This is a genomic window from Clostridia bacterium (assembly GCA_017438525.1).
Classification (GTDB): Bacteria; Bacillota; Clostridia; order Oscillospirales; family RGIG8002; genus RGIG8002.
On sequence record JAFRVI010000044.1, the window covers coordinates 1 to 14,595 of the forward strand.

At 58.0% G+C, this 14,595-nt stretch carries 13 protein-coding genes and 2 pseudogenes; 3 read left to right on the top strand and 12 right to left on the bottom strand.

Features of this window, described 5'->3' with window-relative positions; genetic code table 11:
• The 3 genes from IJL83_04365 to IJL83_04375 form a co-directional block, all read left to right on the top strand.
• Positions 1 to 1,485, top strand: a 1,485-nt coding sequence (locus IJL83_04365; protein MBQ6552832.1) for a recombinase family protein, incomplete at its 5' end; no start/stop codon positions are given.
• Between the two features lie 188 nt (positions 1,486 to 1,673).
• Positions 1,674 to 2,336 carry an HD domain-containing protein gene (locus tag IJL83_04370; protein MBQ6552833.1) on the top strand — a complete coding sequence of 221 codons (663 nt, stop codon included), beginning with the start codon at positions 1,674 to 1,676 and terminating at the stop codon, positions 2,334 to 2,336.
• Positions 2,337 to 2,391: 55 nt separating this feature from the next.
• Complete coding sequence (locus IJL83_04375; GenBank protein ID MBQ6552834.1) at positions 2,392 to 3,060, top strand: manganese catalase family protein; 669 nt, start codon at positions 2,392 to 2,394, stop codon at positions 3,058 to 3,060.
• A 66-nt stretch (positions 3,061 to 3,126) separates the two neighbouring features.
• Here the strand turns inward: IJL83_04375 and IJL83_04380 are convergent, their stop codons facing one another.
• The 12 genes and pseudogenes from IJL83_04380 to tuf all read right to left on the bottom strand — a co-directional run bounded on the left by IJL83_04380 (position 3,127) and on the right by tuf (position 14,595).
• On the bottom strand, positions 3,127 to 3,564 hold the full coding sequence (locus IJL83_04380) for a hypothetical protein (GenBank protein MBQ6552835.1): 438 nt from the start codon (positions 3,562 to 3,564) through the stop codon (positions 3,127 to 3,129).
• Between the two features lie 47 nt (positions 3,565 to 3,611).
• A complete protein-coding gene (locus IJL83_04385; GenBank protein ID MBQ6552836.1) occupies positions 3,612 to 4,748 on the bottom strand; it encodes a helix-turn-helix transcriptional regulator in 1,137 nt (378 codons plus the stop codon).
• A gap of 147 nt (positions 4,749 to 4,895) precedes the next feature.
• The gene (abc-f, locus tag IJL83_04390; protein MBQ6552837.1) at positions 4,896 to 6,386 is read right to left on the bottom strand and encodes an ABC-F type ribosomal protection protein; all 1,491 of its coding nucleotides are present in this window, start codon (positions 6,384 to 6,386) and stop codon (positions 4,896 to 4,898) included.
• Between the two features lie 267 nt (positions 6,387 to 6,653).
• A complete protein-coding gene (gene glmS / locus IJL83_04395; protein ID MBQ6552838.1) occupies positions 6,654 to 8,480 on the bottom strand; it encodes a glutamine--fructose-6-phosphate transaminase (isomerizing) in 1,827 nt (608 codons plus the stop codon).
• Positions 8,481 to 8,544: 64 nt separating this feature from the next.
• Positions 8,545 to 9,948 (bottom strand): aminopeptidase, encoded by a 1,404-nt coding sequence (locus tag IJL83_04400; protein MBQ6552839.1) that lies wholly within the window; start codon positions 9,946 to 9,948, stop codon positions 8,545 to 8,547.
• Positions 9,949 to 9,953: 5 nt separating this feature from the next.
• Positions 9,954 to 10,535, bottom strand: a complete 582-nt coding sequence (locus tag IJL83_04405) for a lytic transglycosylase domain-containing protein (protein MBQ6552840.1) — start codon at positions 10,533 to 10,535, stop codon at positions 9,954 to 9,956.
• The gene (locus IJL83_04410; GenBank protein MBQ6552841.1) at positions 10,516 to 11,079 is read right to left on the bottom strand and encodes a dephospho-CoA kinase; all 564 of its coding nucleotides are present in this window, start codon (positions 11,077 to 11,079) and stop codon (positions 10,516 to 10,518) included. The genes IJL83_04405 and IJL83_04410 overlap by 20 nt, the downstream gene beginning before the upstream one ends.
• A gap of 9 nt (positions 11,080 to 11,088) precedes the next feature.
• Entirely contained in the window at positions 11,089 to 12,117 is a 1,029-nt protein-coding gene (locus IJL83_04415) for a threonylcarbamoyl-AMP synthase (GenBank protein MBQ6552842.1), read from the bottom strand.
• 12 nt (positions 12,118 to 12,129) lie between these two features.
• Positions 12,130 to 13,197 (bottom strand): peptide chain release factor 1, encoded by a 1,068-nt coding sequence (prfA, locus tag IJL83_04420; protein ID MBQ6552843.1) that lies wholly within the window; start codon positions 13,195 to 13,197, stop codon positions 12,130 to 12,132.
• On the bottom strand, positions 13,190 to 13,381 hold the full coding sequence (locus IJL83_04425; GenBank protein MBQ6552844.1) for a DUF951 domain-containing protein: 192 nt from the start codon (positions 13,379 to 13,381) through the stop codon (positions 13,190 to 13,192). The genes prfA and IJL83_04425 overlap by 8 nt, the downstream gene beginning before the upstream one ends.
• A gap of 133 nt (positions 13,382 to 13,514) precedes the next feature.
• Positions 13,515 to 14,396, bottom strand: a pseudogene (locus IJL83_04430) (elongation factor Tu).
• A gap of 44 nt (positions 14,397 to 14,440) precedes the next feature.
• Positions 14,441 to 14,595 (bottom strand): annotated as a pseudogene (tuf, locus tag IJL83_04435) (elongation factor Tu).

Consider the following 14,595-nt stretch of genomic DNA (forward strand, 5'->3'; position numbering starts at 1 on the left):
ATAGAAGGCCAGGTGCGCGAGTGCCGGCAGTACGCGGAGCGGAACGGGCTGAAAATCATTGATATTTACGCCGATAAGGCTCAATCCGGGCGGACGGACAACCGCGCCGAGTTCCAGCGTATGCTGCGCGACGCGAAGCGGGGCAAATTCGCCGTTTTGCTCGTCTGGAAGATAGATCGCTTCGGCAGAAATCGCGAGGAAATAGCGCGAAATAAAGCCTTCCTGCGGCTTGCCGGCGTGAGCGTCGAATACGCGTGCGAGCATATCCCCGACGGGCCCGAGGGTATTATCCTGGAAGCGGTGCTCGAGGGTATGGCGGAATACTATTCCGCGAACCTGGCGCAGAACACGCTCCGCGGGATGAGAGAGAACGCGCTGAAGGCGAAAAGCAACGGCAGCGGGATCGCGACCGGGTACGTCACCGGCGCCGACGGGCGTTTCGTCGTCGAGCCGCACGAAGCGGAGCTCGTCCGGAAGGTGTACTCCGACTATCTCGACGGCCGCACGATGGGAGAGATCGCCGCGAGTTTGCAGGCGTACAGCACGAAGCGCGGTAAGAAGTTCACGATACAGTCGGTGGCGAAGATCTTACGGAACAGGAATTATATCGGCGAATATCGCTGGATGGACGTAGTTATTCCGGACGGTATGCCGGCGATCATCGACGACGATACTTTCGGCCGCGTGCAGCTCAGGCTGGCGGAGCGCGGGCGTAATCACAGGAAAGGGGCAACGTATATGCTGACGGGCAAGGTCTTCTGCGGGCACTGCGGCGGTTCGATGGTCGGGACGTCCGGCACGAGTAAGACCGGCGACGTTCACTATTATTATTCCTGCCTGCACCGAAAGCAGGGCAAGGGCTGCAAGAAGATGAGCGTCCGGAAAGAGTGGCTGGAGCGCGAGGTCGTGAAGCTGACCGTCGAGAACGTGCTGCGGGACGACGTTATCGAGCTGATCGCCGACAAGGTTATGGAGCTTCAGTATAAGGAGCGCGAGGACAACAGCAAGGTTGTCTGGTTCGAAGAGAAGCTCGCCGAGACGCAGAAGGGTATCGACAACCTCGTGAAAGCGATCGAGAACGGGCTTCTGACCGAGGAGATCGACCTGCGTTTGCGGCAGCTTGCGGACGACAAAGCCGCCTACCAGAACGAGCTGGCGGCGGCGCAGGCGGTGCAGCCGATTTTGCCCAGGGATACAATCGTCGCGTGGATGAAGCTTTTTAAGTCCGGCGACGTTGACGATCCCGAATACTGCCGGCGCCTCATCGACACCTTCGTGAACAAAATCGTTTTGTATGACGATAGGATAATTATTACCTATAATTACAGCGGCGACAGTCGCCGGGAGGTCCCGATCGCGGATCTGGAGGCTGCCGCAGAGTTCGAAAGTTATAGCCCCGGGTGGGCCAGATATCCCGATACGGCAATACTGCCGTATCGGGATATCTTTTTCGGCCCGCCCGAAGGGATTCGAAACGAGCTCTGATTCGCGCAGCGAATCAGCAGCAAAGCGCCGGTGGCGCTTTGCGCAAGCGAGAAGAGAACCTGCCCGCCGCTGACACAAGAAGGACGAACTCCATACCATTATCTTAATCATCCACTCCGATTCGCATATCCCCTCTATAAATAATAACGCTATTGCATAACAAACGTTTCTCTGCTATAATAATCACGGTGATAATTATGCTAAATCTCCCCCTCATACGCAAAACCGAAGACTTCCTGAAGCGCACATTCGACGACAGCGAATACCTCTCTTCACACCCTGACGCGAAGGCGTACCGCCTCGAACACACCTACCGCGTGGCAAATATCGGACGCCTCATCGCCGCGAAAGAGGGCTTCGACGAAACGGAGGCGGTCATCGCCTGCCTGCTTCACGATATCTCCTACTGCGAAGACTTCGGCGAGGACGGCTGGATCGAGCACGGCAGACGCGCCGCGCAGATAGCGCGCCCGTTCCTGACGGAGCTCGGGCTCGCGGAGGATCGCGTAAACGATATATGCTACGGCATCGCGATCCACGTTGACGACGAGGCCGACTTCGACGGCGAGCGCACACCATTCGCCCTCACCGTCGGCGACGCGGACAACATCGACCGCTTCGACGTCTACCGCATCCACGAGGGGCTTTGTTACGCCGGATTCCTCGAAAAGAGCTTCAGCGAAAAGCGGGAGTACGTCGCCGCCCGCCTCGCGAAGCTTCGCGAGCTGCGCGAGGCACCCGTCGGCACCGCGGCCGCGAAGGAAATGTGGACTTCCCGCCTCGACTACTATACCGGCTTTTACGAAAAGCTGCTCAGCCAGCTCGAAAACAGCGAAAGCATAACGGAATGATCCGTATATATCCCCCGCAAAGCGCACATAACAATACCGAAAGAGAGGTATTGTTATGTTCAAACACGAAAAGAAACTGTTCCACCCGGTCGGCGTCGAACGACCGAATCCGCAGTACGCGGCGCTGCTTCACGAGCAGCTCGGCGGCTGCAACGGCGAGCTGAAGGCCGCGATGCAATATATGGCGCAAAGCTTCAGGATCAAGGACACCGAGATCAAGGATCTGTTTATGGATATCGCCGCCGAAGAGCTCGGCCATATGGAGATGGTCGCGGAAACGATAAACCTGCTCAACGGACACGACGTCGATTACCGCACGGTTCCCGCGGGCGAGATACAGACCCACGTGGTGCTCGGGCTCAACCCCGGGCTGATAAACGCCTCCGGATACTCCTGGACGGGCGACTACGTTTCCGTTACCGGCGACCTCTGCGCAGACCTGCTCTCGAATATCGCTTCCGAACAGCGCGCGAAGGTCGTCTATGAATACCTATACCGCCAGATAGAAGACAAAAAGGTGCGCGAGACGATCGACTTCCTGCTCAACCGCGAGGAGGCGCATAACCAGATGTTCCGCGACGCCTTCAACAAGGTGCAGAACACCGGCTCTGACCGCGACTTCGGCACGACGAAGGCGGCGAGAATGTATTTCAGTATGTCGGAGCCGTCGCCGAACAACAACCCCTTCTCAGACGTCGACACGAAGCACCCGTCATTCAAATAGGCAAAGCAAACGCCTCCCTCGCGGGAGGCGTTCGCTAATTATTCTAACAGACTATCGCGTTGGTTATTACTCCTGTATCGTATCTGTTTCGATATTCTCCAAGCCGCTATTCGTCTGACACACAAGGAGCTCTTTCAGTTTTTTGACCTTGACCATAAAAATGGCTGCGACAAGAGCGGCGGCAACATAGGATGATAACAAACCTTTATAGTATCCTACTGCCGTCTCATAGCCGTAAACGTTCTTAAACATGATGCCTATTCCAACAGCAACGATAATCAGGACCGCCATTATAATAACTGATATGGCGGTTTTCCTTTTATTCTTATCGTTCATTCTTATAATTAGCTGCGCGATCATAGCAAGGCCGTTAATGATAATAAACACAGAGCCGACAAACCTTTCGCCGCCATCAATGCTCGTTAATATAACACCGGCAGCAATACAAATGAAAACAAAAATCGCTGCGACTATTATTGCTGCCGTGATCTTTCTCTTACTCATATCCCTATTGCCCCTTTCTGTTGATAATTGCCTATCCATCGTTGTCCTTACTCCGCAAAGCATTCTGCAAATCTCGGGTCGGAGCTTATTCTGTTTTTCAACTCATCCGGTGCGATTTTGAAGTATTCTTTCCAGAAAGAATCCCGAACCAAGGGAAAGTCTTTTGCCGGTGCAGCGACCTTTGACACGAGCGGCGCCGTAAATCGGTATTCGCCATCGCGCGGTATGGCACAATACGCTTTGTTATGCTCAAAGCCTTTTCCGAAGTACTCAATCCCGGCGTCAACATCATTGCAGAAGCGTACCTGGAATAATGCGGCATAGATATATAAGTCCCGCAGAAAAATATGCAGTATACCGCATCTGCCATCACTGAATACAGATTCACAGTAATTCGCGAGCGCTATCATACTGTCTACGCCAATCTGATTCTTGAACAACGTTTTTTTGTTTCCTACTTGTTTGAGCATTGCTTTACACATCTCTGTCAAGAACGCAACCAAAGCCTCGCCGCAATACATATCCCTTTCTTCGCCATTTGGTACTAAAGTCAAAAGCGCTTCGCGGCTTACGATAACCGACTTCTGCTTCAACGCCAGCTCTTTAGCTTTGTCAGTTTGTCCGATAATAGGATAAAGCGTAACAAGAAGGTTTACGGCGGCTTCGTGATCCTGTGGCGAAATCCTGGCGTCAAGCACTCTTTCAAACATACGCACCGCTTCTTGCCAATAGGTGTTTTGGGAGTTACACTCCGAATCGATACGCGCATAGATAGAATCCTTTACGGAACGCACCTCTACGCCGCATTCTTTCCACCCAAGCAAAGTAAGCAAATATCCGAGCTTCAAGGCGATCAACGGCTCCGACGGGAATTCCTTCAGCGCCGAGCGCAGCATTATCACCGTTTCGGTCATATCGCTAATAGTATTTATAGCTTTGTCGGCTTTTTCAAGGATGGCGTCGAGTTTTTCCTGCCGTTCCTTGTTACAACCGAAAAGCTCGTCGATACTGATATTGAAGTAATTCGCGATCGCCGGTATCAATTCAAGGTCCGGGTATCCGCCGTTGCTTTCCCAACGCGAAACAGCCTGAGGACTAACGCCGAGCACGTTCGCAAGATCCTCTTGCTTCCTTCCGTCGCGTTGGCGCAGCAGTTTGATTTTTTCGCCGATCTTGAGGTTCATAGCACGACTCCTCTTTCACCTGTTTGGTTGTATGGTATCACAGAAACACCGCAAGGTCAATAATCAATCTGTTGTTTTTTAGTCAAGCGCGACTTGAGTGAGTCGGCAGGAAAAACGCCTCCCGCGAGGGAGGCGTTGGTTTTGTTATCACAGCTCCACCGTCTTCGCGGCGATCTTTTCGCAGAACGCTTTGTCGTGCTCGACGAAGAGTATCGTCGGCTTGAACTTCAGCAGCAGCTCCTCGATCTGTATACGCGAGATGACGTCGACGTAGTTCAGCGGCTCGTCCCATATATGAAGGTGCGCGTCCTCGCATAAGCTGCGGGCGATGAGCACCTTCTTTTTCTGCCCCGCGCTGAAATCCGCCATATCCTTCTCGAATTGCACGCGCTTGAAGTCGAGCTTGCGCAGTATCGCCTTGAACAGACTCTCGTCGATCCCGCAGCTTTCCGCGTAGTCGGAAAGGTCGCCGCGCAGTCCGGACGTATCCTGCGGAACGTATGAGATCTTCAGCCCGCCGCCGACGGTCACGCCGCCCGTGTGCGGGACGTCCTGCCCGACGATGAGCTTCAGCAGACTCGACTTGCCGGAGCCGTTGCCGCCGAGCAGCGCGACGCGGTCGCCCTTCTCCACCGTGAAGCTCACGCCGGAGCAGACGGCTCCGCCGCCGTAATCGACGGAGACGCCGTCCAGCGTCACGAGCCGCCGCGAACGGTATTCGCTCTGGCGTATCTTCAGCGCGTCGGAGACCTCGATATCCCTCAGCAGCGTTTCTTTTTCATCTAAAGCGCGGTTTTGCCTGCGCTCGAGGTTTTTCCTGCGCTGCTGCATACGGCGCGACTGCTCGGCGATATACGCCCTGCCGCCGCATTCGTTATACTTCTCGCGGTCCTTTATATTGCCTATCTTTTCGCTCTCGACCTTGTCCGCCCACTGACGCGACTGCCGCGCCGCCGCTTCAAGCCGCTTTATATCCGAGCGAAGTCGCGCGTTACGCTCAAGCTCGTAGTTGTCGCGCATCTCTTTGTTGCGATACCACGAGGAAAAGTCGCCCTTGCATATCTCTATCCCCGTACGGTTTATCGAGAGGACGTGGTCGACGCAGCCGTCGAGGAAGGCGCGGTCGTGCGAGACGAGGATAAAGCCCTTTTTGGAATTCAGATAGCGGCTGACCTGTTCCCTGCCGCGCATATCGAGGTGGTTCGTCGGCTCGTCGATGAGCAGGAATCTGTTATCTTTCAGGAACATCAGCGCGAGCAGCACCTTCGTCTGCTCCCCCTTCGACAGCGTGGAAAACGGGCGGTAAAGCGCGCCTTCGTCCACGTCGAGCATACCGAGCTCGCGCTTCAGGCGCCAGAGCTCGAAGTCCGGACAGACGCTCCGCGCCGCCTCGAGCGTATCCGCGTCGGGATCAGTCACTTCGTAAGGGAAATACTCGAATTCGACGGAGGCGGAAATACTGCCGATATAATCGTATTCGCCCATCAGCAGCTTCAGGAAGGTGGTCTTTCCCCTGCCGTTGCGGCCGGTGAAGCCGAGCTTCCAGTCGGTGTCGATCTGAAAGCTGACGTTTTCAAATATGTTGTCGAAGCTTCCTTCGTAGGCGAAGGTCAGCTCCGAGACGTTAATCAATGACATAGGTTTCTCCTTTTAACTTAACAGAATCGGCCGCGGAAAGTCTCCGCAGCCGATGCAAGTCAAAAGCGCCCCTTTCGGGCGTTATGAAGCGACACGGTCGGAGAAGTACACGCTTCCCGCTGACCGGCAGAACGAACAAGCGGCGTCACGCCGCGCAGTCCGTATTCATCCGCCGATTATCAGCAAGAAAACCTGTACATTCTCCCATCCCTTTCGCTTGTTTTTATCATTATACCACGCACGCGGCGTAATGTCAATAACGTCTGCTCATTCGACCGTCACGGATTTGGCGAGGTTCTTCGGCTTGTCGACGTCGCAGCCGTTCGCCTTCGCGACGTAGTACGCGAAGAGCTGCAGCGGCACGGTCTCCGGCACCGGCAGAAGCATCGGGTCGGTGCGCGGAATATATATCACGTCGTCCGCTTCGGTCAGCATACGCTTATCGCCTTCAAGGGCGACGCCGAGCACGCGCGCGCCGCGCGCCTTCACCTCGCGTATGTTGCCGGCGGTCTTTTCGTAGAGTTCCTTCCTGCAGGCGAGGGCGATGACGAGCCGCCCTTCGTCGATAAGCGCGATGGTGCCGTGCTTCAGCTCGCCCGCGGCGTACGCTTCAGAGTGGATGTAGCTTATCTCTTTCAGCTTCAGCGACGCTTCAAGGCAGACGGCGTAATCGAGGTTTCTGCCGATGAAGAAGAGCGAGGCGTTATCCTTGTATTTGCGCGCGAGGCGTTCTATACGGCTGTTCATGTCTATCGCGCGCGGGCAGCGTTCCGGAAGCGACGCGATGCCGCGCACGAGCTCGGCGCGGCGCTTATCGTCGAGCCGGCCGAGCTTATCCGCCATATATACCGCGAGCATCGTCAGCACCGCGACCTGCGTGGTGTAGCCCTTCGTGGTGGCGACGGCGATCTCCGGACCCGCCCAGGTGTAAAGCACCGCGTCCGCGGTCTTCGCGACCGTGCTGTCGACGACGTTCACTATGCCGACGGTCTTCGCGCCGAGGCGCTTGCATTCGCGGAGCGCGGCGATGGTGTCCGCCGTTTCGCCCGACTGCGATATGATGATCACGAGGGTGCGTTCGTCGATGATCGGATCGCGGTAGCGCAGCTCGCTGGCGACTTCGACACGCACGGGAACGCGGCAGAGCGATTCCATAAGATCGCGCCCGACGCAGCCGGCGTGGTAGGCGGAGCCGCAGGCGGTTATCACTACGCCGGTCATGCTCCGCAGCCATTCGTCGGAAAGCCCGAGCCCTTCAAGCTCGACGCGTCCGTTTTTCAGCCGCGGCTCTATCGCCGCGCGGAGCGCGTTCGGCTGCTCCATTATCTCCTTGAGCATAAAATGCTCGTAGCCGCCCTTTTCCGCCGCCTCGACAGACCAGGTAACGCGCGACGCCTTCTTCGCGATCTCGCGCCCCGCGGGGTCGAAAACGGTGAGCGAATCCGGCTTGATGAGCGCGAACTCGCCGTCCTCGAGGTAGATGACGGTGCGGGTGTGGCATATCAGCGCGGTCACGTCGGAGGCGAAGTAGCCCGCGCCCGCGCCGACGCCGAGGATGAGCGGACTCGCGCAGCGCACCGCGGCAAGCGTATCCGGATACTCCGAGCAGATTATCCCGAGCGCGTAGGAGCCCTCGAGCCGCGCGACCGTCTTCATCACCGTCTTTTTCAGGTCGCCGTTGTAGTACATCTCGAGCAGGTGCGCCACGACCTCCGTGTCGGTGTCGCTGCTGAAGGAGTAGCCCTTTTTGATTAGCTCCTCGCGCAGCGCGGCGTAGTTCTCGATTATGCCGTTATGCACGACGGCGAAGCGCCCGTCGTTCGAAACGTGCGGGTGCGCGTTCTGCTCCGTCGGCGCGCCGTGCGTCGCCCAGCGCGTGTGTCCGACGCCGCAGACGCCTCTGACCTTCGCGCCGTTTTCGGTCAGCGCGCAGAGGTTCTCGAGGCGCCCGGAAGCGCGGACGGCGTCTATATCCCCGCCGTTTATGACCGCGAGGCCCGCGGAGTCGTAGCCCCTGTATTCAAGCTTTTTCAGCCCTTCCAACAATACCGGAGCCGCCTGCTCCGTTCCCGTAAAACCGACTATCCCGCACATCGGGATTCCTCCTTATGCCGTGAACAAAATCCAAAAAGCGCCGGAGGGCGCTTTTTGAGTGCGATTATTTCCTGTCGAACTCCGCGAAAGCGCGGTAGGTCATATAAACGTCGTTGACCGAGGAAAGCTCGAACGGCGCGTGCATCGAGAGTATCGGAACGCCGACGTCGACAGTATCGACGTCGCGCTCGGCGATGTACTTCGCGATGGTTCCGCCGCCGCCGCCGTCGACCTTGCCGAGGTTGCCGGTCTGCCAGACGACCTTGCCCGCGTCAAGGAAGGCGCGGACGTAGCCGAGGAATTCGGCGGACGCGTCGGAGGTGCCGTATTTGCCGCCGCTGCCGGTGTATTTCGTGATGATGACGCCGTAGTTCAGCTTCGCGGAATTGCGTCTGTCCATCGTTTCGGGGTAGTTCGGGTCGAACGCCGCGTTGACGTCGGCGGAGAGGCATTTGGAGTTCGCGAGGACGGTATACATCGGCGCGCCCTCGGCGTCCGCCAGCTCGTTGACGAAGTTGACGACGTAGTCGCTCTGCATACCGGTGTTGCCGTCGCTGCCCGTCTCCTCCTTGTCGGTGAGGACGCAGACGAGCGTATGCTCGGGCGCCTTCGCCTCGAGGATGGCGCGGAGCGCGGTGTAGGCGCAGACGCGGTCGTCCTGGCCGTAGGAGCCGATCATGCTCTCGTCGAAGCCGACGAAGGACGCCTTGACGGCGGGCACGATCTCAAGCTCGGCGGAGAGGAAGTCGTCCTCCACGATGCCGTATTTCTCGTTAAGCAGGCGCATGACGTTCAGCTTGACCTTGTCGCCGACCTTTTCGTCCGCGAAGGGCATACTGCCGATAATGACGTTGAGGTTTTCCGCCGGGAACGCTTCGGTGACCTTTTTGCTCATCTGGTCCCTGCCGAGGTGCGGCAGGATGTCGGTGATGCAGAAGACCGGCTCGCCGGGCTCTTCGCCGATGCGGACGGTGACCTTTTTGCCGTCCTTTTTGACGACGACGCCGTGAAGCGAAAGCGGAATGGTCATCCACTGATACTTCTTTATACCGCCGTAATAGTGAGTCTTGAAGAACGCGAGCTCACTGTCCTCGTAAAGCGGTACCTGCTTGAGATCGAGGCGCGGCGAGTCGATATGCGCGATGGTGAAGAATACGCCGTCGGCGATCGGCTTTTTGCCCTTGACGGCGAACATGACCGCCTTGTCGCGGTTGATCTTATAGAATCTGTCCCCCGCCTTGTACTTTTTGCCCGCGGCGTATGGCTTGAAGCCGGCGGCTTCGGCGATGCGCACGGACTCGACGACGGCTTCGCGCTCCGTCTTCGCGGCGTTCAGGAAGCCGATGTAGTCGGCGGCGAACGCCTTCGCCTTTTTCAGTTCGGCGGCGGAAGCGGCTTCAAACGCGCTCTTCGGCGCGGAAAGCAGCTTTTCCTTGAGTTTTTCGCCTTTGGTTTTTTCGTTTGCCATTTTTATCATCCTCCGTAATATAATTCTCTGTATTTATCCGTTGCGGCGTTGACGCGCTTGACGAAGTTTTCCGTCTCTTTGAACGGTATCGTGTGCAGCGTCATGCCGTCGGCAGAATACGCTTTGTCCCGAAGCCACTTTCTGACGTTGCCCCAGCCGGCGTTATACGCGGCGAGCGCGGTGTCCATATTGCCGAATTCGTCGTACATCCAGCGCAACAGCATACAGCCGAACGCAATATTCGTTTCCGGATCGTACAGGTCGGCGTCTTCGGAAAGCTTGCCGCCGCTGTGCGCCGCGACCTTGCGCGCGGTATCCGGCATGAGCTGCATCAGTCCGATCGCGCCGGCGGAAGAAACGACGCCCGGACGGAAGCTGCTCTCCGTCTTTATAACGGCGAAGACGAGCTCGGGCTCGAGGCCGTTTTCATCCGCGTATTTCTCTACGTATTCGCGGTATTTCGGCGGATAGGTCGACTTTTCGATAAGCCGGCCGGCAAAGTACACACCGAATCCGGCGATTATCAGCAGAAGCGTAAGAAAGACGGCGACGGCTGACTTCCTTATCTTACAGCGTTTTCGCGACATTCTTTACCCGCTTTCTGAACTCTTTTTCGCCGCCGTTGTTCTCGATGACTATATCCGCCCTCTCGCGCAGGTATTCCTCGCTCTTCTGCATCGCGAGCCGGCGGCGTATCGATTTCAGCGAAGCGCCGTCGCGCGCGAGCAGGCGCGTTTCGCACGCTTCCTCAGGCGCGACGACCGCGATTATCGCGTCGCAGAGCTTATCCGCGCCGCTCTCGAAAAGCGTAGGCGCGTCGAGAACCGTCTTTTCGCGCTCCGCGCATATCGCGGCGAGGCGCGCGAGTATCGGCGGGTGGGTTATCGAGTTGAGCAGATCGAGGCAGCCGCGGTCGGCAAAGGCGCGTTCCGCGACGAGCTTTTTGTCCACCTCGCCGCCGACGAGCACGTCGCTCCCAAACGCTTCCGCGAGCTTGCGCTTCACGGTTTCGTCGGTAAGCACCTCCGCGGCGACCTTGTCGCAGTCCACGACGAAAAGACCGCTCTCCGCGAAAACCTCGGCGGCGGTGCTTTTTCCGGATCCGCTTCTGCCAACAAGCCCGTAAACCATATCTTCTCCTTATCGGTCGACTTTTACCACGTTCCCCGCCGCGGCGCGGAAGAGGCGGTTATATACCGCGATCCCGACGCCGTCCATGGGCGGACGCCTGACGAACAGCGTGGAAATGCCCGCGCCATCCGCCTCGCGCATCGCGTTGAACACGCCGTGGGCGAGCGAAAGACTGTCGCCTTCGTCGCCGTATGGTATCGCGCGTGCGAAGAGCGTTTCTTCCCCATTGAAGCAGAGCGCGCAGGCGCGTTCGTCTTCCGCGAGGCGTTCCTTTATGTATCCGACCGCGCCGCCGCCCTCAACGATTACTACGCGGCAGTCGGGCGAATAATGCTTGTATTTCATTCCCGGCGCGAGTGGTTTTTCGCCTTCGGGCAGCATCTGCGTCACCGCTTTGTCGAGCGCGACGCTGCCGAGCGCTTCCTTTATCTGCTCCGGCGTTATGCCGCCCGGACGCAGCACCGTCGGCGTTTCGCCGCAGACGGTGACGACGGTGGATTCGACGCCGACTTCGCAGGCGCCGCCGTCGAGGATCATATCTATGCGGCCGTCCATATCCTCCAGCACGTGCCGCGCCGTGACGGGGCTCGGCTTGCCGGAGCGGTTCGCGGAGGGCGCCGCGATCGGTACTCCCGCCGCCGCGATCAGCTCGCGCGCGTATTCGTTCGACGGCATGCGTATCGCAACGCTGTCGAGCCCGCAGGTGACAATATCGTTGACCGCCGGACGCTTTTTGACGATGATTGTCAACGGACCGGGCCAGTACGCCGCCGCGAGCTTATAGAACGCTTCGCCCAGATATCCGAGCTGCGCGGCAGTATCGAGATCGGCGACGTGCATGATAAGCGGATTATCGTGCGGCCTCCCCTTCGCCTCGAAGATCGAGAGGACTGCCTTTTCGTCGAAGCCGTTTGCGCCGAGGCCGTAAACCGTCTCGGTCGGGAACGCGACAAGTCCGCCGGCGCGGATGACCTCCGCGGCTTTATTTATTTTTTCGGCGCGTCCGTCTCCGGACAGCTCAAAAAACGTCGTTTTCAATTCGATGCTCCGTTATTCCGCCTCGGTGAGCTTTCTCGCCTGGTCGGCGGTGATGAGTGACGTGATTATCTCGTCAAGGTCGCCGTTCATTATCGCGTCGATCTTGTAAAGCGAAAGCCCGATGCGATGGTCTGTAACGCGCCCCTGCGGGAAGTTGTATGTGCGGATGCGTTCGCTTCTGTCGCCCGTTCCGACCTGGCTGCGTCGTTCCGCGGCGATCTCTCCCTGCTGCTTCTCGCGCTCCTGCTCGAGAATGCGGGAGTAGAGTATCTTCATGGCGCGGTCTTTGTTTTTATACTGACTGCGCTCGTCCTGACATTCGACGACGATGCCGGTCGGGATATGCGTTATGCGTATGGCGGATTCCGTCTTGTTGACGTGCTGGCCGCCCGCGCCGCCGCTGCGGTAGGTGTCTATCTGCAGGTCGGACGGGTCGATGCTGACCTCCGTTTCCTCCGCTTCCGGCAGGACGGCGACGGTGACGGTGGAGGGGTGTATCCTGCCGCCGCTCTCCGTTTCCGGCACGCGCTGGACGCGGTGGACGCCGCTCTCGAACTTCAGCTTGGAGAAGGCGCCGTCGCCGCTGATCTCGAAGGATATTTCCTTGATCCCGCCGAGCCCCGTTTCGCTGATATTCAGCACGTCGTGCTTGAAGCCGTGGGTGTCGGCGTACATCGTGTACATACGGTAAAGCGAGCCGGCGAAAAGCGCGGCTTCGTCGCCGCCCGCGCCGGCGCGGATCTCGACGATGACGTTTTTGTCGTCGTTTTCGTCGCGCGGGAGCAGCAGGATCTTCAGCTCGTCGGAGATCTTCGCGATCATCTCCTTCGCTTCCAGATACTCGGCCTCGGCGAGCTCGCGCAGCTCTCTGTCCTTCTCGGCGTCGAGCAGCTCCTTCGCCTCCGCCTGCTGCGCGGAGTATTTCTCGTATTCCTTGAACTTTTCGACTATTGGAAAGAGGCGCTTATGCTCCTTCATGAGCGCGCTGTACGCCTCTCTGTCGGCTATAACGGCGCCGTCCGAAAGACGCGCTTCCACTTCGTCGAAATGCGCTTTTATCTCTGCGAGCTTCTCAAACATCTTCGCTTACGCTCTCCACTCTCTTGATTTTGCGTTCCAGCTTAAACCTTTCGCCCTCGACGACGCGGCCGCAGCCCGCGCACTCCAGCTTCAGATCGAGGCCGGAGCGGACGACGGTGAACTCCGACGATCCGCACGGGTGCGGTTTTTTCATTATTACCCTGTCGCCGACGCGAATAAGCATTCCGAACGCTCCTCTCGGTTTATTTTACCATAAACGGAAGCAATATAAAAGTGTTTTTTGCAAAAAAAGCGTTTTTGCATAACAAAAACGGACCCTGCGTACGCAAGGTCCGTTTTGATTCGATTTACGGGGATCAGCCGTCGATCTCGGTAACGACGCCGGAGCCGACAGTTCTGCCGCCCTCGCGGATAGCGAAGCGGAGTCCCTTCTCGATGGCGATGGGGGTGATCAGCTCGACGGACATAACGACGTTGTCGCCGGGCATGCACATCTCGACGCCGTCAGGCAGGTTGATAACGCCGGTAACGTCGGTAGTTCTGAAATAGAACTGAGGTCTGTAGTTGTTGAAGAAGGGCTTATGTCTGCCGCCCTCGTCCTTGGTAAGAACGTAAACCTGACCCTTGAACTTGGTGTGGGGCTTGATGGAGCCGGGCTTGCAGATGACCTGGCCGCGCTCGATCTCGGTTCTCTGAACGCCGCGGAGCAGAACGCCGATGTTGTCGCCGGCTTCAGCATAGTCAAGCAGCTTTCTGAACATTTCGATACCGGTAGCAACGGTCTTTCTGATCTCGTCCTTGAGGCCGACGATCTCGACTTCTTCGCCGAGCTTGAGCTGTCCGCGCTCGACTCTGCCGGTGGCGACGGTGCCGCGGCCGGTGATTGTGAAGACGTCCTCGACGGGCATAAGGAAGGGCTGATCGGCCATTCTGTCGGGGGTGGGGATGAACTCGTCAACAGCGTTCATCAGTTCGATGATGGAAGCGTACTCGGGAGCGTTGGGATCGGTGGAAGTGCTCTCAAGCGCCTGAAGAGCGGAGCCCTTGATGACCGGGACTTCGTCGCCGGGGAAGTCGTACTTGGAGAGCAGCTCTCTGATCTCCATCTCGACGAGCTCGAGGAGCTCGGGATCGTCGACCTGGTCGACCTTGTTCATGTAGACAACGATGTAAGGAACACCGACCTGACGGGCGAGAACGATGTGCTCGCGGGTCTGGGGCATCGGGCCGTCGGCAGCGTGATCTCCGCAAGCGCCCGTCCGTCGTATGCGGTCTGTCCCGCAAGCAGCGCGCCGATATTGTCGCCGGCCTCGGCATAATCCAGCGTCTTGCGGAACATCTCGATACCCGTAACGACCGTGGACTTCGGCTTGTCCTCCATGCCGACAATCTCCACCGTCTCGCCCATTTTGAGCTGACCGCGCTCAACGCGGCCCG